At 42.0% G+C, this 23,670-nt stretch carries 18 protein-coding genes; 5 read left to right on the top strand and 13 right to left on the bottom strand.

Annotated features, from left to right (window positions below; genetic code table 11):
• Positions 1-2: 2 nt before the first annotated feature.
• Positions 3-1,430, bottom strand: a complete 1,428-nt coding sequence (ccoN, locus tag R7P69_RS13130) for a cytochrome-c oxidase, cbb3-type subunit I (protein ID WP_005396488.1) — start codon at positions 1,428-1,430, stop codon at positions 3-5.
• Between the two features lie 257 nt (positions 1,431-1,687).
• Here ccoN and R7P69_RS13125 point away from each other — a divergent pair, with 257 nt between their 5' ends.
• The 3 genes from R7P69_RS13125 (at position 1,688) to R7P69_RS13115 (ending at position 5,050) form a co-directional block, all read left to right on the top strand.
• Positions 1,688-2,044, top strand: coding sequence for a hypothetical protein (locus tag R7P69_RS13125; RefSeq protein WP_238951925.1), 357 nt, complete (start codon positions 1,688-1,690; stop codon positions 2,042-2,044).
• A 113-nt stretch (positions 2,045-2,157) separates the two neighbouring features.
• Entirely contained in the window at positions 2,158-3,339 is a 1,182-nt protein-coding gene (locus tag R7P69_RS13120) for an FIST signal transduction protein (RefSeq protein ID WP_017634895.1), read from the top strand.
• Positions 3,329-5,050, top strand: a complete 1,722-nt coding sequence (locus R7P69_RS13115; protein ID WP_054574154.1) for an ATP-binding protein — start codon at positions 3,329-3,331, stop codon at positions 5,048-5,050. The genes R7P69_RS13120 and R7P69_RS13115 overlap by 11 nt, the downstream gene beginning before the upstream one ends.
• A gap of 638 nt (positions 5,051-5,688) precedes the next feature.
• On the opposite strand, the gene R7P69_RS13110 is transcribed toward R7P69_RS13115, so the two are convergent.
• The 3 genes from R7P69_RS13110 to matP form a co-directional block, all read right to left on the bottom strand.
• A complete protein-coding gene (locus R7P69_RS13110) occupies positions 5,689-6,012 on the bottom strand; it encodes a hypothetical protein (RefSeq protein WP_031778962.1) in 324 nt (107 codons plus the stop codon).
• A 114-nt stretch (positions 6,013-6,126) separates the two neighbouring features.
• Complete coding sequence (locus tag R7P69_RS13105) at positions 6,127-6,438, bottom strand: DUF3634 family protein (protein ID WP_238951926.1); 312 nt, start codon at positions 6,436-6,438, stop codon at positions 6,127-6,129.
• Between the two features lie 15 nt (positions 6,439-6,453).
• On the bottom strand, positions 6,454-6,903 hold the full coding sequence (gene matP / locus R7P69_RS13100; protein WP_005396497.1) for a macrodomain Ter protein MatP: 450 nt from the start codon (positions 6,901-6,903) through the stop codon (positions 6,454-6,456).
• A 210-nt stretch (positions 6,904-7,113) separates the two neighbouring features.
• Between matP and R7P69_RS13095 the strand changes: the two genes are divergently transcribed.
• Positions 7,114-8,754, top strand: coding sequence for a S16 family serine protease (locus R7P69_RS13095; protein ID WP_005390083.1), 1,641 nt, complete (start codon positions 7,114-7,116; stop codon positions 8,752-8,754).
• 70 nt (positions 8,755-8,824) lie between these two features.
• Positions 8,825-9,343: a bifunctional 3-hydroxydecanoyl-ACP dehydratase/trans-2-decenoyl-ACP isomerase gene (gene fabA / locus R7P69_RS13090; protein ID WP_005390081.1), complete on the top strand. Its 519-nt coding sequence runs from the start codon at positions 8,825-8,827 to the stop codon at positions 9,341-9,343.
• A 140-nt stretch (positions 9,344-9,483) separates the two neighbouring features.
• Here the strand turns inward: fabA and rmf are convergent, their stop codons facing one another.
• From rmf to R7P69_RS13045, 9 genes are all read right to left on the bottom strand, one after another.
• Entirely contained in the window at positions 9,484-9,657 is a 174-nt protein-coding gene (rmf, locus tag R7P69_RS13085) for a ribosome modulation factor (RefSeq protein WP_005377453.1), read from the bottom strand.
• Positions 9,658-9,838: 181 nt separating this feature from the next.
• Positions 9,839-11,572 carry a DUF3466 family protein gene (locus tag R7P69_RS13080; RefSeq protein ID WP_017634284.1) on the bottom strand — a complete coding sequence of 578 codons (1,734 nt, stop codon included), beginning with the start codon at positions 11,570-11,572 and terminating at the stop codon, positions 9,839-9,841.
• 7 nt (positions 11,573-11,579) lie between these two features.
• Positions 11,580-13,499 (bottom strand): ABC transporter ATP-binding protein, encoded by a 1,920-nt coding sequence (locus R7P69_RS13075; RefSeq protein ID WP_137282029.1) that lies wholly within the window; start codon positions 13,497-13,499, stop codon positions 11,580-11,582.
• Entirely contained in the window at positions 13,477-13,719 is a 243-nt protein-coding gene (locus R7P69_RS13070; RefSeq protein ID WP_017821808.1) for a glutaredoxin family protein, read from the bottom strand. The genes R7P69_RS13075 and R7P69_RS13070 overlap by 23 nt, the downstream gene beginning before the upstream one ends.
• A gap of 21 nt (positions 13,720-13,740) precedes the next feature.
• Positions 13,741-15,861, bottom strand: a complete 2,121-nt coding sequence (rlmKL, locus tag R7P69_RS13065) for a bifunctional 23S rRNA (guanine(2069)-N(7))-methyltransferase RlmK/23S rRNA (guanine(2445)-N(2))-methyltransferase RlmL (protein WP_238951927.1) — start codon at positions 15,859-15,861, stop codon at positions 13,741-13,743.
• Between the two features lie 487 nt (positions 15,862-16,348).
• Complete coding sequence (locus R7P69_RS13060) at positions 16,349-16,891, bottom strand: cell division protein ZapC (protein WP_005377444.1); 543 nt, start codon at positions 16,889-16,891, stop codon at positions 16,349-16,351.
• Positions 16,892-17,059: 168 nt separating this feature from the next.
• Positions 17,060-18,070 (bottom strand): quinone-dependent dihydroorotate dehydrogenase, encoded by a 1,011-nt coding sequence (gene pyrD / locus R7P69_RS13055; protein WP_005377443.1) that lies wholly within the window; start codon positions 18,068-18,070, stop codon positions 17,060-17,062.
• A 311-nt stretch (positions 18,071-18,381) separates the two neighbouring features.
• The gene (locus tag R7P69_RS13050; RefSeq protein ID WP_064368429.1) at positions 18,382-23,223 is read right to left on the bottom strand and encodes an NAD-glutamate dehydrogenase; all 4,842 of its coding nucleotides are present in this window, start codon (positions 23,221-23,223) and stop codon (positions 18,382-18,384) included.
• 201 nt (positions 23,224-23,424) lie between these two features.
• Positions 23,425-23,643 carry a DUF2835 domain-containing protein gene (locus tag R7P69_RS13045; protein WP_005377440.1) on the bottom strand — a complete coding sequence of 73 codons (219 nt, stop codon included), beginning with the start codon at positions 23,641-23,643 and terminating at the stop codon, positions 23,425-23,427.
• Positions 23,644-23,670: the final 27 nt, after the last annotated feature.

The following is a 23,670-nucleotide window of genomic DNA, read 5'->3' as shown; positions in this document are numbered from 1 at the left end:
CCTTATGCCGGATGTGGGATAGCTTTTAGGCTTTCTTTAGGTGCACTTACCGTTTTGTACGTGTTGTATGCCATTAGGAACATACCAGATAGGAAGATAAATCCGCCTAGGAAACGTACAAAGTAGAACGGATAAGACGCTTCTACAGATTCAACAAAACTGTAAGTTAGCGTACCGTCAGAGTTAACCGCGCGCCACATAAGACCTTGCATTACACCAGAGATCCACATCGCAACGATGTAAAGAACGGTACCGATTGTTGCTAGCCAGAAATGCACATTAACTAGACCAACAGAGTACATACGCTCTTGGCCAAATAGGCGAGGTACCAAGTGATATACAGAGCCGATAGAAACCATCGCAACCCAACCTAACGCACCAGAGTGAACGTGACCAATGGTCCAGTCTGTGTAGTGAGAAAGTGCGTTAACCGTCTTAATCGACATCATCGGGCCTTCAAAGGTAGACATACCGTAGAACGACAGTGAAACGATTAGGAAACGTAGGATAGGGTCATAACGAAGCTTATGCCATGCACCAGATAACGTCATAATACCGTTGATCATACCACCCCAAGAAGGAGCAAATAGAACCAGCGACATAACCATACCTAGAGACTGAGTCCAGTCTGGTAGCGCTGTATAATGAAGGTGGTGAGGGCCTGCCCAAATATATAGAGAAATAAGTGCCCAGAAGTGAACGATAGATAGACGGTAAGAATAAACAGGACGTTCAGCTTGTTTAGGAACGAAGTAGTACATCATACCTAGGAAACCAGCGGTCAGTAGGAAACCTACCGCATTGTGTCCATACCACCACTGAACCATCGCATCCACTGCGCCCGAGTAAATCGAGTAAGATTTACCAAGTGACACAGGAATAGCCATGCTGTTCACGATGTGAAGTACTGCTACTGTGATAATAAAGGCACCGAAGAACCAGTTTGCCACATAAATATGTGACGTGTTTCGCTTCACTAGTGTGCCGAAGAACACCACCGCATATGATACCCATACTAGCGCAATTGCGATATCAATAGGCCATTCTAGCTCAGCATACTCTTTACCCGATGTTAAACCGAGAGGCAAAGTAATGGCTGCTGCCAGGATGATTGCTTGCCAACCCCAAAAGGTGAAGGCAACGAGTGGGCCACCAAAAAGACGTGTTTGACATGTGCGCTGTACAACATAATAAGACGTTGCGAACAGAGCACTGGTACCAAACGCAAAAATTACCGCATTAGTATGCAGTGGACGTAAGCGACTGTACGTCAACCACGGCGTATCAAAGTTTAGCTGTGGCCAAACTAATTGAGCGGCAATCAAAACACCAACAGCCATACCAACTATGCCCCATAAAATGGTCACAAGGGTAAATTGGCGAACGACTGTATAGTTGTAGTTTTGTTCAAGCTGCTTTACTTGGCTCATTTGCATGCTTCCAATTTCTAATTAACTACACTTTTACTTCCAACACGACTTGCGTCGTAACACCACCCAAGTAAACTCTAGAATTCAAGTGTTATCATCACCTTATTTCCATTGCTGACTTTAATAAAAAGTGGCATTTTCAGCGTGACACTATACTTGAATTAACAATTCAATGACAGGGTAGTAACCTTACTGGACCTCTGGAAATCATTTTTTATTTAAAAAGTTTGAAGTTTGTAACAAGGATATTAGTAATTATGCCTGCACAAAAGTTAACAAAGGCGCGACTTGCACAAATCTTAATCATGCTCGGTGTTTTAATAGGCGCATTTTTCTGGCGTACCTTTACACACGAGAGTGTTAATAGCGTTGACTGTTCACAAAAAGAACGATGCGATGTAACAATTGAAGGAGAAATAATCACGATTAATCGTGACTCAATGGGAATTTCGCTCGAAACGACAGAAAGTAGCACTCTAAAAATTGATCTAAATCAATCTGGTAATTTTATCAATCTCAACGAAAAGCATAAGTCAGTAGAATGGGACATCATGCCTGAATCGAAAAAAATCACCTTTAAAAAAGGTGAAAACATTGTTGTAGTTCAATTATAAATACGATCTATCACGAGATAATCGTAACTTATTAATGAAATTAACACCTTCTTACCTAGAGAAAATTGGTTGGAATGGTATAACAGCAGAGTGATATCCAATTATAAAATCGTATGCATTGCCAATCAGTTTTTACTCATATTAAAGATGAAGACTCAGCGATAAAAACGCTCAGGTCCGAATTGACACAACAGAACTTGTCTTACGTGATGTGTTACTACACGGAAGAATACAATTTCGAGTTGATTCGAGAAGCGTTTCTTGCGCATTTTCCTGGTGTGCCTTTTCATGGCGCCAGTTCATGTCAAGCCGTAATGACAGATCAGGGCTTTCATACAGGACCAGTAATTGCGGCACTTGCTGTTTATGATACAGGTCCTCATGCTTATGGTACTGGTATTTCTAATCACAACTCAGGTGACAGCGTCACCAAGGCTTTGGATATGGCCCTTGAGAACGCAAACCGTGTAGGAGAGGTACCAAACTTAATTCTACTTCATGCTACACCAGGGCAAGAGGAATCAATCATTGCGTCTATAGATGAAAGATTTGGAACTCTAATTCCAATTATTGGTGGTTCGGCCGCTGATAATAACATCGCTGGGAAATGGTCTGTGATAACCGCCCAAGGCTCTCAAACTTCAGGTTTAAGCTTAACTCTCTTTTACTCCTCTCAACCTGTTGATATCGCTTTCAGCGCTGGGCATACACCAACTAATATCAAAGGTGTTGCAACCAAGACCAACGATAGATGCTTACTTGAAATTGATAATGAACCTGCGCTCAATGTTTATAGAAGGTGGACAAATCACCAGGATAACCAAGTAGGTAAAGATAATATGCTGTTTACAAACTCGAGTGCTTATCCATTAGGGCGGATCGCAGGTCATCTCTATGATCGCCCATATTACAAGTTATCCCATCCGATCCGTGAGACGCCAGATGGTGGAATCGAGTTGTTTACACGAATAGAAGAGGGTGACGAGCTCACATTAATGAAAGGAAGTCGTGAGCATCTCGTTGCGCGCGCTGCAAAAGTCGTCAATGCCGCTTTTAACCAAAAATTAGAAGAGTCTCGAAAAATTGGAGTGATAAATATCTTTTGCGCAGGTCCCATGTTGCACTTAATGCAAGACATGAATAGCGTTTGTGAACAAATTAACCAAGAACTAGAACATTTGCCTTTTATTTGCCCTTTTACTTTCGGCGAGCAAGGTAGATTTATTGGTGGTGAGAATGGACATGGAAACCTGATGATTTCATCGGCTATATTCCATAAACCTTATGAAAGATAAATACTTAGACATATATCAACAGGAAGCGCTTCAAGAAGCGTTAGTTGAGCTAAAGCAGGCTAGACAAAGAGAACGACTACTCGCTGATGAAAACAAGGCCATTCTTTCCGCGATATCTGCGATGAGTGAGGCAAAGAATCGGCATGAGATATTTACGGGATTAAACAATGTCCTCAAAAAGTACATCAGCTTCGATGATTTTATTGTACTGACTCGTGATGGTGAACGATATCCCTTCAAGACATTGATATCAACTAATAGCGTATTTGATAATGTATCCTGGTTACACGGTAACACCTATCAAAGAGCTCTCAATGGTGAATGCATTCTACTGTTCGAGCCAGATAAACTCGCTGAGTTTGTTAACTTAAACAGCTTTATAAAAAGCCATGTAAACTCGGTCGTTTTAACTGGTATACGTTCAGAAGTAACGCAAACCGTAATCCTACTTATTGGAGCTCAGAAAGGGCACTTTAGCATAGAGAATAAGGAAACCTTGAGGCGGTTTCGTCCCTTAATTGAAAGGGCGGTCATTGATATCGAGACCAAAGAGAAGTTACAACGTATCGTTGAAGTAAGAACAACTCAGCTCGCTAAAGCAAGAGAAGAAGCAGAGCTTGCGAACCGGTCTAAGTCGGAGTTCTTAGCGATGATGAGTCATGAAATAAGAACCCCTTTAAATTCCGTTCTTGGAATGCTAGATATACTGAAGCAATCAACCTTGTCAGAAGAACAAATTGATGCTTTGAGCCAAATGGAGTGCTCTGCAGAGTTACTTCTCGCGATAATCAGTGACATTCTTGATCTTTCTAAAATCGAGTCAGGTCGCTTTCAGCTCAATGAACAATGGATTAACTTAAGAGACACTGTCACTTTTGTTATTTCTCAGCAAAAACAAATAGCTAAGAAGAAAAATCTTAAATTCAAGCTCAACTGTACTGTCACTAATGACAAACAATTTTGGATTGACTCCACGCGGTTATCTCAAATTCTGTTTAATCTAATAGGGAATGCAATAAAGTTTACAGACGAAGGTGAAGTAAAAGTTTCTGTATCTGAGCAAGATGCTGAACTTGTGATCTCAATATCTGACACTGGAATTGGTATATCTAAAGCAAAGCAAGAGCACTTGTTTACGGCATTTCATCAAGGAGACCGTTCCATCACGAGACGCTTCGGTGGTACAGGACTGGGGCTCGCAATAACCAAGCATTTAGTCGAAATGATGCGTGGAAAGATTGCCGTTAAAAGTGATGAGCATGTTGGTTCAACCTTTACGATTTCGATTCCAGTTTTGACTCGTTGTAATCAAAATCGTCCAGTTAGAATCGAAACCAATCAACCGACAAAAGCAATGGAACTTCTCGTCGTAGAAGATACCGAATCGAATCAGTTCGTAATAAAGCTTATCTTAAATAAGCTTGGCCATAATGTTCATATCGCAAGCCATGGAGCAGAGGCATTAACATTTTTAGAAGAGAATGAGGATTTAATCGATTTGATTCTCATGGATGTCTCGATGCCAGTGATGGATGGAATTACCGCAACAAGACTTATTCGAGATAAAGGTCTCAGGACCCCAATTATAGCGTTAACTGCACATGCGCTAGAAAGCGATAGAGATAAATGCCTGGATGCCGGTATGGACGGATTCATTTCCAAGCCAGTTAGAAGACAAGATATCTTTGAAGCTATACAGTCATTTCAATAAGTAAAAAGGCGTTAATATAGATCTTAACAATCGATAGATTATTAAGATCTATATTAAGTATTTTATGGTAAATAACGATTATGTTTAATGCTCACAGTAAGGCCCTTAAATTTAAAATCTGCAGGGGAATAGGAGCATACTCAGACAACATTTAGCGTACAGCAATAAGCAATTTAACATAACACATATAATGCGCACCAAGGGGTGGGGTCTCAAAGCAATAATGTCCGGTTTTAGCTACTTTAAAATGTCCTCCTAAGATTAACAACATTGTTTGCTTTTGAGGCTTTAACCGAGGTTCCTGTGGACTTGCAATCGCTAGTTTGGTTTGTGGTTATGCTTACGAAGCAAATCAAATCTCTTATTGAAAATTGATGCGCGCTTAGTCCTCGACTTACTGGCGTGTTCTTCCGTAAGTACCTGAATCAATCTATGTATGGTGATGATGGCCAACTCACTGAATTTGCCATTCAATGGCATCACGATTACTAACTTAAGCACTACCAAACAAAAAAGCCTTTCATACTCGCCTCGTACAACAGCAAAAATCAGCTCAACGCTCTAATCGCTCCGCAACGGAATCTGCCAAAAATCACGAGCTCAGTTCACTCGCTCTTAATCAAGGCGTTCTGAAACATTTATAAGCCTGTGGTTATATGGAGGCGAATGTACTTTTCGGGGAATTTGTAACGATAGCGTTTTCCTTTCTTCAAGTTGGACTTAACGTACCTACACACTTTTTGGTCACCACTACTGGTTACTCTTTTTATTACTGCGTTTTTACTTTTGTGCTCCATTTCTATCATGACGTCACAATAACCTTGATAGCTATCAAACTTATTGTCTACTTTCTTTTGAAGCTTAGTCTTAATCTTTTTAGCCAACAGGTTCGTTTCTGAATCGTCAGCAAAAACTGAATTACTTGCAAAGATCAATATCATTAAAGTTACAACGTATCTCATCGTTTTGGTCCGTTTATGTTGTTGATTGTTCGATGATAAGTAATTTTTCTGTAGATACGAAAATGGGACGCCACATTGCGTCCCATTTAACATGATGAAGTAACTGATATGTAATTAAGCGCGCTTCTTGCCTTTGTTTGCTTTGAAGCCCTGGTGCGGAAAAACGTTACGAATCCTCTGTTGAACTTTTTTGGGAGTGCCCTTGGAAAAGCTTAAGCGCATTCCTGTTCGTTGGCTATACACCTTCATTTCACCAGTAAACGGGTTATGCTCACTAATATCCTGTAAGTTGTGTTTGAAAGAAGGAGGTAGATGCCCTTTTACGTTACTAATATGGCCATTATCGAACTTTACTTTTAACACCGGCCTATCGACTGCGATCAACCAAAAGATCACGATGGCTGCAATTAAGATTACATATAACATTTGGCACTCCCTATCCTAGCTAGATAGCAATTTACTCAAATCCTCTTTAATTGAGGTAACTTTTTGACTCGCTTTTTCACTTCTCGACGCTTCGGAAAGCAAATATTCAATTGCGTCAGATAACGTACAACCAAGTTCATTCGCTCTACTAGAAAGCTTTTCCCAAACTCGGTAATCTAAATCAATGGATTTCTTCTTTGTATGGACTTGCTCTGCATTGAAGTGACGTTTCCGTTTCGCTCGGATAGCCTGCTTGAGTTTATTATCTAACTCTTCTGACATGTGGTTTTCTATCCAAGCCAAGACAAGTGTAGGCTCGTGTTCAAGGCGTTTTAGTTCTGCGACCGCTGCATCTGCTTCGCTTGTATCAATATGTCGGGTAATCGCTTCACCATCTTTCCATTTTTTGATGAGATACTTCCATTTCCACCCACATTCTAGATTCTCAAGCTGCTGATATTTCATTTGTTCCGACCCATAAACATAACCTAGTGACAGCGTAACCCAGATGGTTTACTTGGGCAAATAAAACTCTTAGAAGTATCGATGTTGATCACTCATTTGTCTAAGTATTGTTCATTGAGAGTTGAATGCCGAGAGCAAACCAAATTGGTGCTAGGGTGTTATAGTCCGTTTCGTTATAATGTCGGCAAGATTGAATTACGATGAATTTTAATGAACCAACTTAATTGGCAAGACGTAACACCTTCACTTGAGCAGTACGAAGCACTTTTAAAGTCTGCACCTTCGTTACCAAAGAAGTCTTTTACTGATCTCCAACCGAGAATGTCGGCAACGATATCTCGTTTTTCAAAAATTTCCGGATTGACGCGAGTACTACTCATTAACTGCGTAGATAATTCTGTCTATAGAGAGTTCATCAGTAAAGCTCTTCAGAGCCAGTCTAACGCTGCGATAGTTTTGTCGGAATCACTTGATGCCAAACGCTTATTTGACCGTTACAGTGTCGATTTAAGTGGTGATATTGCCTTCCAACCTGGCTTAATTTCACAGGCAGATAACGGTTACTTAATTGTACCGGCTAATCTAATTTTGGCTAACCCAGGACTTTGGCCAAATATAAAGTCTGCAATTCAACAAAACCTTATCGAGCCACTGAACCTAAGCCCTACTCGTTTACCTACTTCAGTACCGCAAGCTAAAGCTTATGATGTAAAACTGATTGTAACAGGAGAAAGAAGTCAGTTAGCAGAGCTAGAATACATCGATGACGACTTCTGTTCTGGCTTTGCCATGTATACGGAAGTTGAAGAAGATATTCATCTGTCAGAGCAGAATTTGACAGATTATTTTGGTTTAGTGAACTGGATTTGTTCTCAATATCAACTGCCTCACTTAACTGAATGTGGTTTTAGAAGATTGTTGCTAGCCGGTATGAGATTTACTGAAGATCAACATTATCTGCCTTTAGGAGTAATGTGGCACTCTCAACTTCTAACGCTTGCCAGCCAGTTCAGTGATGGTCACGCATTAGATTACAAGTCGTTAGATAAAGCGATTGACGACAAGTATTACCGAGAATCTTACCTTCCTCAGCGTGCCGTGTACGATATTTTAGATGGACAAGTCATCATTGAGACAACTGGGGAACAAGTTGGTCAAATCAATGGCCTAACCGTTATTGATATGGCTGGGCACCCTGTCAGCTATGGTGAGCCTGCACGAATATCTTGTGTAATTCATTTTGGTGATGGCGATGTTTCCGATGTTGAGCGCAAAGCTGAACTTGGAGGCAATCTACATGCAAAAGGCATGATGATTATGCAAGCTTTCTTGAGCTCTGCTCTGAAACTGGATGAACCACTGCCTTACTCTGCCTCCATCGTATTTGAACAGTCTTATAGTGAAGTTGATGGTGACAGCGCATCTCTTGCAGAACTTTGTTGCTTGGTGAGTGCTTTATCTGAATCTCCAATTAATCAACAAGTTGCGGTTACAGGGGCTGTTGATCAGTTTGGTCGAGTGCAAGCCGTCGGTGGCTTGAACGAAAAAATTGAAGGTTTTTATCAGGTTTGTAAACATCAAGGTTTTACAGGAAATCAAGGTGTTGTGATGCCAAAATCAAACCTTAAACACCTTGCATTACATAAAGATGTAATAGAAAGCATTAAAAATGGTGAGTTCCATATTTGGTCCGTTTCTACCGTAGATGAAGCTATTCCGATTGTAATGAATAAACCTTTTAGAGGTGAAGACGATAGCATTATTGGCAAAATAGCGGAACGTATTGAAAACTTTGAAAGACATGAGCATCCAGAAGGATTTGTGCAGCGCATCAAAAACTGGTTTGTCTAGTACTGATCGGAGTTGTTTAGCGTACACGTGTTCACTAAGATGCAGCTATCAAAAATTGGAGTAATTGATAATGCAAAACAAACGTGATTCTTATAACCGTGACGATCTACTTGCTTCTAGCCAAGGCGAACTGTTTGGGCCTGGTTACCCTCAGCTTCCTGCGCCAAACATGCTAATGATGGATCGTGTTACTAAAATGTCTGAGACTGAAGGCGATTTTGGTAAAGGTTTGATCTTGGCGGAATTGGATATTACTCCAGATTTGTGGTTCTTTGACTGCCACTTCCCTGGCGACCCAGTAATGCCGGGTTGTCTTGGCCTTGATGCGATGTGGCAACTTGTTGGTTTCTTCCTTGGCTGGGTTGGTGGCAAAGGAAAAGGTCGTGCTCTGGGTGTTGGCGAAGTGAAGTTTACAGGTCAGATCCTGCCAACAGCGAAAAAAGTGACGTACGAAATCCACATGAAACGCGTTGTAAACCGTAAACTTGTGATGGGTTTGGCCGACGGTCGTGTATGTGTGGACGGCAAAGAAATCTACGTAGCAAAAGATTTGAAAGTTGGCTTGTTCCAAGACACTTCAAGCTTCTAATCACGATTTTAATCGATTTATTAAGGCTCCTATTTAGGAGCCTTTTTGTTGTCGAGTGTTAACCTACTTCCCTATGTCCCTATAATGTAGAAAAGGCTCCGTAGAGCCCTTTCGAATCCTTCTTTTTGTATGTGGAGAGTTTATTTGTAGAGACCAGATTGTCTTTCATCTCTGGCATCACGCCAACCACCTAACCAATACGACCGAGCATCAACTTGTTGATATGGGCAAGCCTCTTGAGACCTTCCATTCAACCCAGCTTTGTAGCCTTGAGATTGAGCTCGTTCTAGGCGATCACGCTTTTGTCTCTTCATAGTTAATTCCTCATACAGGTCCATTTACTAACGTACAGCTGTTATTGTGAAACTTTGATGGAGTTTTTATGACTCCACTTATAAGAATCGATCAAAGTAGGCAATTTCTCAAGGCATAAAAAAAGCAGAGACTCAAATGTGTGAGCCTCTGCTTGATTTAAAAATTACTGACGATTTTTAACTATTTTCTACGGAACCCAAACAATCCAAGCATGGTCAAAGCTAACCAACCAAGGCCTGCACCTTGACGCTCTGTCGTCGTTGAGTCAATGCTTCGAGATACGATGTCGTCCTTAGTTGCGTCAGCAATAGGTACTAGTTTGACTGCTACAATTTGCTCTTCAGAGCTACATGTCGCATTGTTTGCTGTTGTGCTATAACCACCTGCACATTTCATAGCAGTACCAGAGATCACACCTGCATCATTGATATCAGTTGCGTCGATAATACGGAACTGATTGTTTTGTTCAGAGTAATCACCGCCATTAGTCAAACTGTCTAGGAACCAAGCTTTTCCATTGAATAATGTTGCAGCACGTTCACTAGTCTCGCCACCTACGCTATATGGATAGATAAAACCGCGCTTACGACGTGGCTTGCCATCGTCTTCACGAGTCGTTTCCGCATCAAGTTGCCCGACGATTTCATTGTAAGAGTTGATACCGCCCATCTTACCGCCCGCACCGCTAAAGAAAATGCCAGTAGTTGGGTAAAAAGCGCTAATAGAATCCTTACGAACATCATCTACGATAAAGAGACGATTCGGAGCAGAGCCCGTTGGCATTAAGTATCCGCCCGAACGTTTCGCTTCACCAATAGCAACAAAATTAGAGTTAACGTCGGTTAAGCGTGAGTTTGTATGAACCGTATCATCACCTTCGCGCTGTCTAGCTCCTACAACAACTTTATTTTTCCAAGTTGCGTTTTCAACGCTACCTTCGGCTTCTAGAGTTCCGACAAAAACAGTCGCATTCAGGTAGTTATCATCACTGTAAGTGTTGTAACCTACGCCATAGACCGTTGTTCCATCAGTGACAAGATCACGCATGCTCCCTTGAGCTAACCTTTCTCCATCTTTAGATGTGCCACTAGGCCAAGCCAATTCACTGACGGTTCCGCTTTGATCCCAAATCGCTGCTTTTGATGTGTGGTGAGATCCATTGGTATTGCTTGCTGTTCGAGAAACACTGCCAACAGTAAAAATGCCGTCTGTGCTCCAAGCATGGCTTTGCACAACACTTGCGTCATTATCGCCAGTAAGAATATTTGGCTCTACTGGTGCAACTACGGTATTTCGTGTTTCTAATGTAGAAGTATTTTCTGTGCTAACTTTACTCTGATTACCGACAGCTGCACCACCCTCGGTAAGCTGGTTGATAACATTGTTATATTCATTTTTATAAGCAGCAGAATCTTCTTCTATGAACGCTAACGCATTAGAAGTAAAGTCTTTACTACGTTCTTTATTCCACGGCGTCCAGTTTACTGAAGCCCATGAGTCACAGGTGGAATAGCGAAGCTGGTTGTAACAGTAACGCTCAAAGTCTTTGAGTTCTTGGATGTAATAAAAGCCAGCGTCTAATCCGAATGGGATTTCTTCACGATAGCTGTTCCCATCCACGGCTTGTGTCGCTGAAATCGGTGTAGTGCGAGTTTCCATTGCAAGTTTAAACTGCTCTGGCGTGCAGTTTGCTGCTGCATCAAAGCAGCCTAGAGCGAAAGGTGAACCTGTTGAAGGATCTGTACCTGCATTGCCCTGTTGAATTGCAACCCCGTAAGCCGTTTGGTAGTCACCGTTTGAACCATGATCCTGAGGTGAAACCTCAACAACTTGATACAATGCCGCCTGTGCGTTCATTGTGGTACCAACCATCATTGCAATGGCGGTCAATTTGAATTTATTACTACAATTCATTGAATTCTTAACTATCCTGTTGCATTGCTTCGAGTTCTTCCCATCTCTCGAATGCGATTTCCAACTCCTGCTCTAATGCAGCAAGCTGTTCCAATACCGGCTGAGTTTGCTCTACAGGTTTAGCAAAGAACTCTGGATCGTTCACTTGCTCCTGAAGGCTCTCGATATCCGACTCTAATTGTTCAAGTTTAGCTGGTAGAGCCTCTAATTCTCTTTGCAGCTTATACGATAACTTCTTCGAATTGTTCTTAGGTTGCGTAGTTTTGGGAGTTTCCTCAACCACTTTCTCTTTCTTCGTTGGTTTTTCAACCTGACTGCGCGAAGCAAGAACTTGGTCACGCTGCTGTTTAGCATCATGATAACCACCAACGAACTCTTCGATTATACCGTTACCCTCAAAAATCCAGCTGGTTGTTACTGTGTTGTCTACGAACTCACGGTCGTGACTCACTAACAATAATGTACCCTGATAATTGGCAAGCATTTCTTCTAAAAGTTCCAACGTTTCGATATCCAAATCGTTAGTTGGTTCATCAAGAATAAGTAAGTTGTTTGGTTTCAACAAGATACGGGCTAGCAATAATCGGTTTTTCTCACCACCAGAAAGTGCCTTAACCGGGGTTCTGGCGCGCTTAGGTGCAAATAAGAAGTCTTGAAGATAACTCAGCGCATGACGCTGACGTCCCCCAACCATTACTTCTTGTTTCCCATCCGCTAAGTTATCGATCACTGTCTTTTCTGGATCCAAAATCTCTCGGTACTGATCAAAGTACGCGACTTCTAATTTTGTTCCGCAGTGTAAACGACCAGACTGCGCTTCCAATTGCCCCAATAGCAATTTAAGTACCGTACTCTTACCGCAGCCATTTGGTCCGATAAGTGCAATACGGTCACCACGCATGATGTTAAAGCTAAAGTCGTCGACAATTGTCTTGCCTTCGTAAGCAAAAGATACATTTTCTGCTTCAAATACAATCTTACCTGAACGAGAAGCATCATCGATATTTAGGTTAACTTTACCTTGAACTTCACGGCGGTCACGACGCTCTTCACGAAGTTTTTTAAGGGCTCGAACACGGCCTTCATTACGAGTACGACGTGCTTTAATGCCTTGACGAATCCACACTTCTTCCTGAGCTAGTTTCTTATCGAACTCAGCATTTTGCATTTCTTCGACGCGAAGCATTTCTTCTTTGTCATTCAAATACTGTTCGTAATTACCAGGGAAAGAAGCTAATTGACCGCGATCTAAGTCAACGATGCGTGTCGCCATCGACTTGATGAATGCACGGTCGTGAGAAATAAAGATGATCGAGCCTTTGAAGTCTTTTAAGAAGTTCTCTAACCATTCGATCGTTGTCACATCGAGATGGTTTGTTGGTTCATCAAGAAGCAATACATCAGGATCACAAACCAGAGCACGAGCTAAAGCAGCTTTACGTTGCCAGCCACCGGATAGATCGGTCAGTTTGGTTTCTGGGCTTAGTTTTAAAGCGCCAAGTACGTTGTTAACACGGTCATCAAAGCGCCAAGCATTAGAATGATCAAGCTGCTCTTGAACTTTCGCCAAACGGTTAATGTTCTTCTCACTTGGGTCTTGAGCAACAAGATCGAGAAGATCGTGATAGATCTTCAATTGTTCGCCGATTTCAGCCAAACCGCCAGATACGTATTCGTAAACCGTACCCTCTTGATTGCGCGGTGGATCTTGTTCAAGCCGAGAAACTACTACGTCTTGAGTTATTTGAATCTTGCCATCATCCAACAAAATGTCGCCGGCAAGCACTTTCATTAACGTGGACTTACCTGCTCCGTTACGACCAACTAAACAAACGCGTTCGTTTTCTTGAAGAGCGAACTCCGCTTTATCTAGCAATGGGTGGTCACCAAATGCAAGTTGTGCGTTATGAATGGTAAGTAATGCCATTATTATCCAACCAATGTGTGAGTTGTTCTAAGTCAAACGGCCAGTTCAACTCAGAATCTTGATATTTTAAGACGGGTATTGTGACGCCGTAACGAGAAAATAGTACATCATCGAACGCAATATCGATGATATCTGTTTGCTCGGCCAAACCGACTTGGTCTACTAGAGCAAATGCCATCTCACAAAGATGGCATCCCTCCGTGCTATACAATATCAGCACGTATTAATCCTTTTGTTTATACTACGCGTGCGTTACTAGCCAACAGTTATGAATCTGTTTATTACGCGCAAAATCTAATGGTAACGTTTGAGAAGAAATATTCTGAGCCTTCAAACCCAATTCAGCGAGTGATTCTTCATCCATTTTGAAGTGACGTTTGTTATTTGAAAATACGATTGTGCCTTCACTTCTCAGTAAACGTTTGAGGTTCTTCATTAGCTTAATGTGGTCACGTTGTACATCGAATGATGTTTCCATACGCTTAGAGTTAGAGAACGTAGGTGGGTCAATAAAGATCAAGTCGTATTCACCTTTTGCGTTTTCTAGCCATTGCAAACAGTCCGCTTGTTCATATTTATGTTGGCGCCCTACACAGCCATTAAGCTGCATATTGTCTTTCGCCCAATTCAAGTAGGTGTTTGACATATCGACAGTTGTAGTGGACCGCGCACCACCAACTGCAGCGTGCACTGTTGCACTGCCAGTGTAAGCAAACAAGTTAAGGAAATCTTTACCCTGTGCCATTTCGCCAAGACGACGACGAGTGATCTTATGATCCAAGAACAGGCCTGTGTCTAGGTAGTCATGAAGGTTCACGATCAGCTTCACACCGTACTCGTTTACTTCGAGCGTCTCTGATACCTGACCTAATTTTTGGTACTGGCTTCGACCTTTCTGCTTCTCACGAACTTTCAGTACAACTTTGTTCGCTTCAACACCGGTCACCTGAATCGTCGCACGGATAATGTCCGTTAGACGACGCTTGGCTTTTTCTTCAGGGATGTTCTTAGGTGCTGCGTACTCTTGAATCACAATTTGATCGCCGTACACGTCGATCGCTACGTTGTATTCTGGAAGGTCTGCATCGTAGATACGATAGCAGTCTAATTTCTCTTTACGCGCCCACTTGCCAATCTTGCCAATGTTTTTCTTCAAACGGTTTGAGAAGTCTGGTGCGATTTGAATGTTAGTATCTGCACCTTTAACTTCATCAGCGTTGCGCTCGGCAATGCTGTAGTTCTTTTGGTGACACGGTAACGCACCATTGTTCAATTTAAACTGTTTATCAGCGCGCATACGAAGGCAACTCAAGAGCTCGTCTGAGCTAGAGAAGATAGATGCTTTACATCCGCCAAACTCAGATTTTAGCTGTCCACCGAATGCGGTATAGAGCGCAATCAGCCCCGGCTCCGTTCCTAGACGCTCACCGTAAGGTGGGTTTGAAACGATAACACCGTGTTCAAATCCTGCGGGACGAGTAATAGTTGCAGCATCACCTTGCGCAAACTCAATCAACTCTTCAACACCTGCTCTGCGGGCGTTTTCTTGAGCAACTTTTAATACTTTGGGGTCGTTATCGAATCCAAAAAACTTAGCGTCAACTTTCTTGACACCCCGCCTAGCTTGAACATTAGCCTCTGATTTAATCTCAGCCCAGATCTCCGGTTCAAAGTCTTCCAAAACTTCGAAGCCCCATTGTTTTCGCTTAACGCCAGGTGCCATGTTGGCTGCCATCATTGCCGCTTCAATAAGCAAAGTACCAGAACCACACATTGGATCGAGTAATGGTTGATGCCCATCCCAGCCACAACGCATGATAATCGCAGAAGCAAGCGTTTCACGTAATGGCGCACGACCCGATTCTGGTCGATAACCACGCTGATGAAGACCACTACCTACCATGTCTACCCCAAGCAACGCTTTATCTTTATGCAAACGAACGTGAATACGAATATCTGGGCGTTCTTTGCTGATATTAGGACGTGGCAAGCCTTTATTCTCAAAGCAATCTACGATGCCATCTTTGACCTTCATAGCCCCGTATTGGCTATTTCTAATCTCACGGTTTGTGCCGTTAAAGTCCACAACAAAGCGTTTAGAGCTATGAAATTGGTTAACCCAGTTAATAGTGGAAGTGGATAGATACAAGTCCATGTCGTTGTTACACGTAAACTCAGATAAAACACGTACAAATCGAGACGCTAAACGGCTCCACAAACAACAGCGATAAACCTGTTCGTTTGTCGCTTTAAATTTTACGCCTGCCTGTACTGGTTTCGCATTTTCAATGCCTAGTTTAGTCAGTTCTTCAACAAGCAAATTTTCCATGCCATTTGAAGTTACCGCGAGATATTGATTCATAGTGTTCTTTCGCTGATAAAAAATGGCTTCAATTATACCTGACTTTACGATCAATGCCTCGTTTTTAAAGGTATTTTCCCACCCGTTAGTTCAAATCATCACCACTCAAATGATCTAAAACTTTCAACATCTTTAGTTTGAATGTTTTTCATTCATGAACGTATTTTCTTTCCTTTAGAAGAAGTGAATACTTATTTACGCTCATCTTGGTATATACCAGAGAGGATTGATTGATGTAAATTACTTACAAATACCCTTTATAGGGGAATAAATAGGGTTGTTTTAGGCGCTAGGTTGCCTAATTAAAGGAGTAATCAAATTGAAATAAGTAAAATAAAAGTGACCGGCTTCATGTTTGCATGCATAGAAAACAAACAGTTTCATGGTCTTTCGGATTGGAATGTCAGAGGAAAGGACAAAAAAAAATCGACCCACTAAGGTCGATTAAGGCAAACAAAGGAACGAAATAAAGAAAAATTAAACCGCTTTAACCCACCATTGCCATAGGGGTCATTGCAAAGAGGTGGTTTGCACAAGCCATGCGATCATGCATTACTTTAATCGGCTGCCCAAATTGAAGCGCCTTATTGCCATCAAGAACAAAGGCTTCTTGGTTAACATAAGCACATAAGCTCGATGTTTCGCCTGGTTCTAGAACGATGAACATACCATCAGAATATTGATTTGTGAGAAAGACCATGTCCCCTTCTTGAGGTTCATAATCAGAGGACTGTGCATCGAAGAACCAGCTCTTAGGCTGTACAGGTTTATGAAAACGCTTTGCAGCAACACAATACAGTGTTAATTCAGCTTGGCGATATTCACTGATATCGAGACAGCGAATGCGCTCATTAAACGTTTGAAATGCGCTGGCGTCATCAACGGTAAATTCACTGTTTGAGAAGGCACAGTTAACCAACAATTTTCGGGATAGATTGGTTTGGAAAATCATTTCCTCCCCCAGATCCAGCATTAAGCAAGCTTTTTGCTCGTCAAAATACCAATTCCATTTGTCGCTGGGTTTAAGCATTATTCCGTTCTCTCTTGACTAGTTAAATCAGTGGTAAAGAGGTAAGACGCTTAATTACCTACTCGTGATTTTTAAATTCTACAAACGAACGGATAAAAAAAAAGAGGAAACAAAGTCCTCTTTTTTATGTAACAGGTACTGATTTTTCAGTAGTTTTTGATGTATATGTTAAAGATTCTTAACAATATCACGTACGAGACCTGGGCCGTGGTAAATAAAGCCAGTGTAGACTTGAACAAGTTTAGCGCCTGCCATGATCTTTTCTTTGGCTGCAACATAGGAATCTACACCACCAACACCGATAATTGGAAGTTTGTCTCCAAGCTCTTCATGAAGCTTACGTACGACCTCCGTAGAGCGTGATTGCACAGGGCGACCACTCAAGCCACCTGCCTCATTGGCGTGTCTCATCCCTTCTACGATCGTGCGATCCAAAGTTGTGTTAGTCGCGATCACACCATCTATATTGTTTTTCAATAAAGAATCGCAGATTTGGCAGATTTCATCGTCACTTAAATCTGGCGCAATCTTTAATGCTAACGGGACATACTTGTTGTACTTCTCTGATAACTCCGCTTGTTTCGCTTTTAATTCGGAAAGCAGTTCATCAAGCGCTTCACCATATTGAAGTGAACGAAGACCTGGAGTGTTTGGCGATGAGATGTTTACTGCAATATAGCCAGCATACTCATACACTTTTTCCATACAAATCAGGTAGTCCTCTGCCCCTTTCTCAATTGGCGTATCTTTATTTTTACCGATATTAATTCCGAGAACACAATTGAATTTTGCTCGTTTAACATTCTCGATCAAATTATCAACGCCTAGGTTATTAAAGCCCATGCGGTTGATGATCCCTTCTGCTTCCACTAAACGGAATAAGCGTGGTTTATCATTACCTGGTTGTGGTCGTGGCGTTACAGTGCCGACTTCGACAAAGCCAAAGCCCATGGCATCAAATGCTTCAATACATTCGCCGTTTTTATCTAAACCAGCCGCAAGACCAACAGGGTTACGGAATGTTAGACCCATACACTCAACTGGACGAGTTGGTAACTGTTGGCGGTAAAAGAGATCAAGTGGTGTGCCGTTAAAGCGTTGGAAGTTCTTGATTGCAAGATCATGTGCCTTCTCGGCATCGAGTTGGAAAAAGCCAGTTCTGGCTAGACGGTAAAGCATTGTGCCTCCGAAAGAAAAAAGCCCCGTATAAACGGGACAATATTATTTACCGTTTTTCATCGTAATTCAATGAAAATGAACGTAATAAGTAAAAACCTATATCTTTATAAGATTTTTAAATATAAAACAAACAATTACAATCAAGTTTCTGCGATAAAAATCGTAACTAACCGCTTAAAAGCAATCGATTTCACTCTGTTTTAATTTCAATTCAATGTGACAATGTAACTATTTTCGTTCCAAATGTGAATAATAGATAATAAAAAGCCCCGTTAAATAACGAGGCTTTTACTTATGACTTGATTATTCCACTACTCTTTCGATGAGCAGTTGAGGTTTAAAAGTACTAGCTCTCGAAGTGCTACAGAGAACTTAGCAAATTCGTGTACTGAGCCAACTTTGAACTCGTTTAAGATACTCTCCCAGCGGTGCAACGATTGCTCGTTAGTTTCAATCCAATCTTCTAACGCAGCCATCACGTCAAGCTCTTCGGTTGAGCAGCCACAAGTCAGTACCTGAGCGGTAAGTTGACGTTGTTGCCAGTCCAGATCTTCACGGAATGCCGCTCTTGCAAGTGCTTGCCAGTTGTTATCAACGGCTTGGCTATTAATTTGCTTCAAGAACCAATGCAACGATAAACGGTCACCCAAGTTAAAGTAGAGTTTCGATGCTTGCTCAACCGTTTTACCTGTTTCACTTGCTACTGATGAAATATCCAGTGCAGATTGTAAGCTTGATAAACGGGCAACTTGGTGAGCGAGTTTCTCTTCAACCCCTTTCTCTATCCAACCTTGAGCCAACTCATTGTGTTCTTCAACTTCAGACTCAACTAACATAGTGTCTAGGGTTTCAGTGATAACATTGACATCTTGCTTGTAGATAGCAATCAACTCACCGACCGTGCATTTGCCGCTACGGTTACGAAGCAACCAGCGTGCAATTCGACGCAGTGCTCGGCGCACGTAAAACATAATTTCGTATTGAGCTTGCGCTGTCGCAACGTTATCAAGTTTGCGAGTTTGCTTGAGGATTTCTTCTAAATCAAAGATTTCTCTAGCCGCACTGTAAGCATTGGCAATATCGACAACACTTGCACCAGTTTCTTCTTGCAAACGAGTAACGAAGTTACAGCCCATTTCATTAACCATCTGGTTAGCCAATGCTGTAGCGATAATTTCAGCTCGCAGTGGGTGATTAACCATTTGATCTTTATAGTTACGTCGTAACGCACTTGGGAAATATTCAACAAGTTGTTTTGCATGGAATTCATCATTTGCGATTTCATCCGTAACAAGTTGCTGTTTAAGTACCATTTTACCGTAGGCAACTAACACTGATAGCTCAGGGCGAGTCAGACCTAGTCCCTGTTTTTCACGCTCGATTAGCGTTTCATCATCAGGAATGTATTCGAGAGCACGGTCCAAGTACCCTGCTTTCTCCATAGTGTGGATGAATCGAATTTGCTCCTTAACAATGCCAACACCTTGCTGTTCAGTAACAGAGATCGACTCCGACTGACGGTAAGCATCATCCAAGACAATTTCACCCACTTCGTCTTCCATAGACTCTAGAATTTGGTTACGTTGCTTAACCGTAAGATCGCCATTTGAAACCAGTCCATTGAGGAAGATCTTGATGTTGACTTCATTATCCGAACAGTCAACGCCACCTACGTTATCAACGAAGTCCGTGTTCACTCGACCGCCAGTTAGTGCGTATTCGATACGACCAAGCTGAGTCATACCCAGGTTACCACCTTCGCCAACCACTTTGGCTCTTAAGTCACGGCCGTCAATGCGCAGCATGTCGTTAGCACGGTCACCAACATCTGTATGAGTTTCTGTCGATGATTTAACGTAAGTGCCGATACCACCATTCCAAAGAAGATCGACTTTCATTTTCAAGATCATCTTTATCAGATCGTTAGGCGCTAAAGATGCTTTCTTCGTACCTAACATTTTCTGAATTTCTGGCGTCAACTGGATCGATTTTGATCGACGAGAGAAGATGCCACCACCTTGAGAGATCAAGTCTTTGTTGTAATCTTCCCAGCTTGATCTTGGCAGATTAAACAAGCGGTTACGCTCTTCCCAGCTGCTGGCTGAATCTGGATTTGGATCAATAAAGATGTGCATGTGGTTAAACGCAGCTTGCAATCGAATATGCTTCGATAACAGCATACCGTTACCGAACACGTCACCTGCCATATCACCTACACCGATTGCAGTAAAATCAGTGGTCTGACAGTTGATGCCCATTTCACGGAAATGACGCTTAACAGATTCCCAACCACCTTTTGCGGTGATACCCATTGCTTTGTGATCGTAACCGTTTGAACCACCTGAAGCGAATGCGTCACCTAGCCAGAAGTTGTATTCTGCAGAAACAGAGTTTGCCAAATCTGAGAAGGTTGCTGTGCCTTTATCGGCAGCCACTACTAGGTATGGGTCATCTTCATCGTGACGAACAACGTTTTGTGGTGGTACTACTTCTCCTTCAATGATGTTATCTGACACATCAAGCAGTGCACGGATAAAGCGTTTGTAACAACGCTGACCTTCCGCAAAAATTTCATCACGAGTGGTGAGAGATGGCTGGCGTTTACAAACGAAGCCGCCTTTTGCACCCACTGGTACAATTACAGTGTTCTTAACCTGTTGCGCTTTTACTAAGCCAAGAATCTCCGTACGGAAGTCTTCTTGACGATCTGACCAACGCAAACCACCACGAGCCACTTTTCCACCACGAAGGTGAACACCTTCAATATCTGGTGCGTAAACAAAGATCTCGAATGCAGGTACAGGCTGCGGAATCTCAGGAATATCGCTTGGCTTCATTTTCAAAGATAACCAAGGCTTAGGCTGCTTATTCTCGTCTACTTGGTAGTAGTTGGTACGAAGCGTCGCCATGATCATTTCAATATAACGACGAATAATACGATCATCATCCAAGCTCTCTACACGATCCAACTGCTCTGTTAGCTTTTTAATTAGATCGTTTTGGCCTTTCTCGCTGCCTTTGTGTTTCGGATCAAATCGCTTGGTGAACAGCTTGACTAGACCTGTCGCTAAGTCTGGGTAGTGGCTTAGCGTGTCTTCGATGTACTGCTGACTGAATGGGAAGCCTACTTGGCGCATGTATCGTGCGTAAGCACGAAGAATGGAAATCTCACGGCCAGATAACGACGCACCTAATAACAATCGGTTGAAACCATCACTTTCAAGATTACCCGCCCAAATGGCAGCAAATGCTTGTTGGAAACGATCACGAGCTTCACGAAGGTCAACGGTTTTCTCGCTCTTATGCAGCATAGAGAAGTCAAGGATCCAGAAAGTCTGCCCGTTGTTTTTCTCGATCTCATATGGCGATTCGCCAATCACACGCAAACCAAGGTTTTCCAACATCGGCATTACGTCAGAAAGGTGAATTGGTTCATCGCGATGGTATAACTTTAAGCGGACAGCTTTGGAATCTGCACCCTCTTCTTGAGGTCGGTAGAACAACATGCCAAGTTTATTATCATCACTTAACGCTTCTAAGCGCTCGATATCTGCAACCGCAGAACCTGGCATCATGTCCTCTTTGTATGAGCGAGGGAACGCACTCATATATTCTTTTGAAAGAGGAAGGCCTTTACTTTCACCAAAGTTAGCAATGATGGATTCTTTTAGTCTGTCATCCCAAGAGGTAGAAACTTCCATTAGATTTTGCTCGATCTTTTTCACGTCTACGTCAATGTTGTTATTGTCTACACGAACAATGTAATGTGTTCTCGCTAGTGGGCTTTCTGAGAAGTACGTTGTAAATTCAACCTCTTGCTCGCAACCAAAGTACTGCTTAAGAATGCGTTGAGTTTGACGACGCAATTCTGTGTTGTAACGATCTTTAGTGACATAAACCATGCAACTGAAGAAGCGACCAAATGGGTCTTTACGAACAAACAAACGCAGCAAGTCACGATCTTGCATTTGTACAACACCCATTCCCACCTCAAGCAGCTCTTCTTCATTAGCTTGAAGCAACTCGTCGCGTGGGTAGTTTTCTAAGATATTGTGCAATGCTTTGTATGAGTATGATCCGTGACGGTATCCACTTGCTTCAAGGATACGGTCAACTTTTTCACGGATCAGAGGAATACTTTGTACCGCTTGGTTGTAAACAGCGGAGGTATATAAACCAGTAAAGCGATGCTCACCTATTACTTTACCGTTTTTATCAAACTTTTTAATACCGATGTAATCAGTATAAGCTGGACGGTGGATACGAGATGCTTTGTTACCTTTGGTGATGATCAGAGCGTATGGTTTTTTCGCTTCTAATCGCGCTGAATCTGATAATTCAGAGAGCTTGACGCTACGCACGCGCTTGTCATCAGCAAACAGACCTAGTCCTTTTTCTTTAGCAGGAACAAGTTCGGTATCACCATTGACCTCTTTTAAGTCATAATCTTTATAACCCATAAAGGTAAAGTTATGATCTTCTAGCCAACGAAGAAATGCGATCGTTTCATCCATACGATCAGTTTGAATAGAAACACGATCTTTATTTTTCTCAAGTTCATCAGTAACAAACTTAAGCTTATCAACCATCTGCTTCCAGTCATCAACGACTAAGCGAGTATCAGATAGAATTCTTAACAGCTCTTCTTTAAGCGCTTGCATCTCGTCTTTACTAGTAAGGCGGTCTACCTCTATGTGGAAAAGTGATTGAAGAACACCACCCTCACCGTTTACGTCTGTAACTTGGCCTTTTTTATCACGCTGAATCTGTGTTGGGTTATTCAACATTAGGTGACAAACAAGATCCAAACGTGCTAAAGCCATTTTGACTGAGTCCACTAAGAATGGACTATCTGGAACAACAATTTCTACGATTGTGTGTGTGGATTGCCAGCCTTGACGACTTACGGTCGGGTTAAATACTCGAACCGAAATCTCTTCTGGTTTTTTTTCATTGATATGGTGCCAAAGGCTAACGACAGCACCATAAAGGTCGGATTCGTTTCGCTGAATTAGATCATCATCAGCAATGTTACTGAATAAGTGTTGAGCAAGTTTAGTTACAAGCGTTTGGTGAGAAAGCTCGAGTTTGTCTTGAATCAGTTGGTAAACCTTTTCAAGCAGAACCGGCACTACATTTTCACGCGCGGTCATATTCACACTCCACATTAGAATTGTTGTTTTGTAGGGGGACTTAGTAGCTAGGTTGTTACCTTAGAAACTAAGCATAGGTAATGCATGTGCCCATTGTAAAAGCATAATTACAAATGTTTAACAACTAATCGTAGTGGTAAGAGGTGAAATGTCCGATTCTGTGACTAAGATTCCTATTTAACTCTCTGCAAATACAATACATCACAGAGTTTCTAACTTAAGAAACTTATTATTTTGGTCAGTTGTTAGTCTAAACTGGCCTCTAACGCCCAATTGACTAAGAAATGGTCTAAATCTCGCGGCGGGTAACTGCAAACGCAAACCGTTGTGTGTGACAACTTGAACAACACTTGCCGCACCAGAATAATGAGATAAAAACGTTTGATATGAAATGTTGAGATTGAAGTAGTAATAGTTCATGAAGTGAAAACTAAGTGACATAAACAA

It is taken from the genome of Vibrio sp. 661 (genome assembly GCF_033339315.1).
Lineage (GTDB): Bacteria > Pseudomonadota > Gammaproteobacteria > Enterobacterales > Vibrionaceae > Vibrio > Vibrio alginolyticus.
Note: the sequence above shows the minus strand (reverse complement) of the source record. Positions and strands in the feature narration are given on the sequence as shown.

Coding starts and splice junctions, on each gene's coding strand:
- pyrD (WP_005377443.1), bottom strand. CDS start 18,070: ATGCTTTACCGTCTAGCCAGAACTGGCTTTTTCCAACTCGATGCCGAG.
- fabA (WP_005390081.1), top strand. CDS start 8,825: ATGCAAAACAAACGTGATTCTTATAACCGTGACGATCTACTTGCTTCT.
- R7P69_RS13080 (WP_017634284.1), bottom strand. CDS start 11,572: ATGAATTGTAGTAATAAATTCAAATTGACCGCCATTGCAATGATGGTT.
- R7P69_RS13045 (WP_005377440.1), bottom strand. CDS start 23,643: ATGAACTATTACTACTTCAATCTCAACATTTCATATCAAACGTTTTTA.
- R7P69_RS13060 (WP_005377444.1), bottom strand. CDS start 16,891: ATGCTTAAACCCAGCGACAAATGGAATTGGTATTTTGACGAGCAAAAA.
- R7P69_RS13050 (WP_064368429.1), bottom strand. CDS start 23,223: ATGACCGCGCGTGAAAATGTAGTGCCGGTTCTGCTTGAAAAGGTTTAC.
- R7P69_RS13105 (WP_238951926.1), bottom strand. CDS start 6,438: ATGTTATATGTAATCTTAATTGCAGCCATCGTGATCTTTTGGTTGATC.
- rmf (WP_005377453.1), bottom strand. CDS start 9,657: ATGAAGAGACAAAAGCGTGATCGCCTAGAACGAGCTCAATCTCAAGGC.
- rlmKL (WP_238951927.1), bottom strand. CDS start 15,861: ATGAATCAATATCTCGCGGTAACTTCAAATGGCATGGAAAATTTGCTT.
- R7P69_RS13110 (WP_031778962.1), bottom strand. CDS start 6,012: ATGAGATACGTTGTAACTTTAATGATATTGATCTTTGCAAGTAATTCA.
- R7P69_RS13095 (WP_005390083.1), top strand. CDS start 7,114: ATGAACCAACTTAATTGGCAAGACGTAACACCTTCACTTGAGCAGTAC.
- R7P69_RS13075 (WP_137282029.1), bottom strand. CDS start 13,499: ATGGCATTACTTACCATTCATAACGCACAACTTGCATTTGGTGACCAC.
- R7P69_RS13115 (WP_054574154.1), top strand. CDS start 3,329: ATGAAAGATAAATACTTAGACATATATCAACAGGAAGCGCTTCAAGAA.
- matP (WP_005396497.1), bottom strand. CDS start 6,903: ATGAAATATCAGCAGCTTGAGAATCTAGAATGTGGGTGGAAATGGAAG.
- R7P69_RS13120 (WP_017634895.1), top strand. CDS start 2,158: ATGCATTGCCAATCAGTTTTTACTCATATTAAAGATGAAGACTCAGCG.
- R7P69_RS13125 (WP_238951925.1), top strand. CDS start 1,688: ATGCCTGCACAAAAGTTAACAAAGGCGCGACTTGCACAAATCTTAATC.
- ccoN (WP_005396488.1), bottom strand. CDS start 1,430: ATGAGCCAAGTAAAGCAGCTTGAACAAAACTACAACTATACAGTCGTT.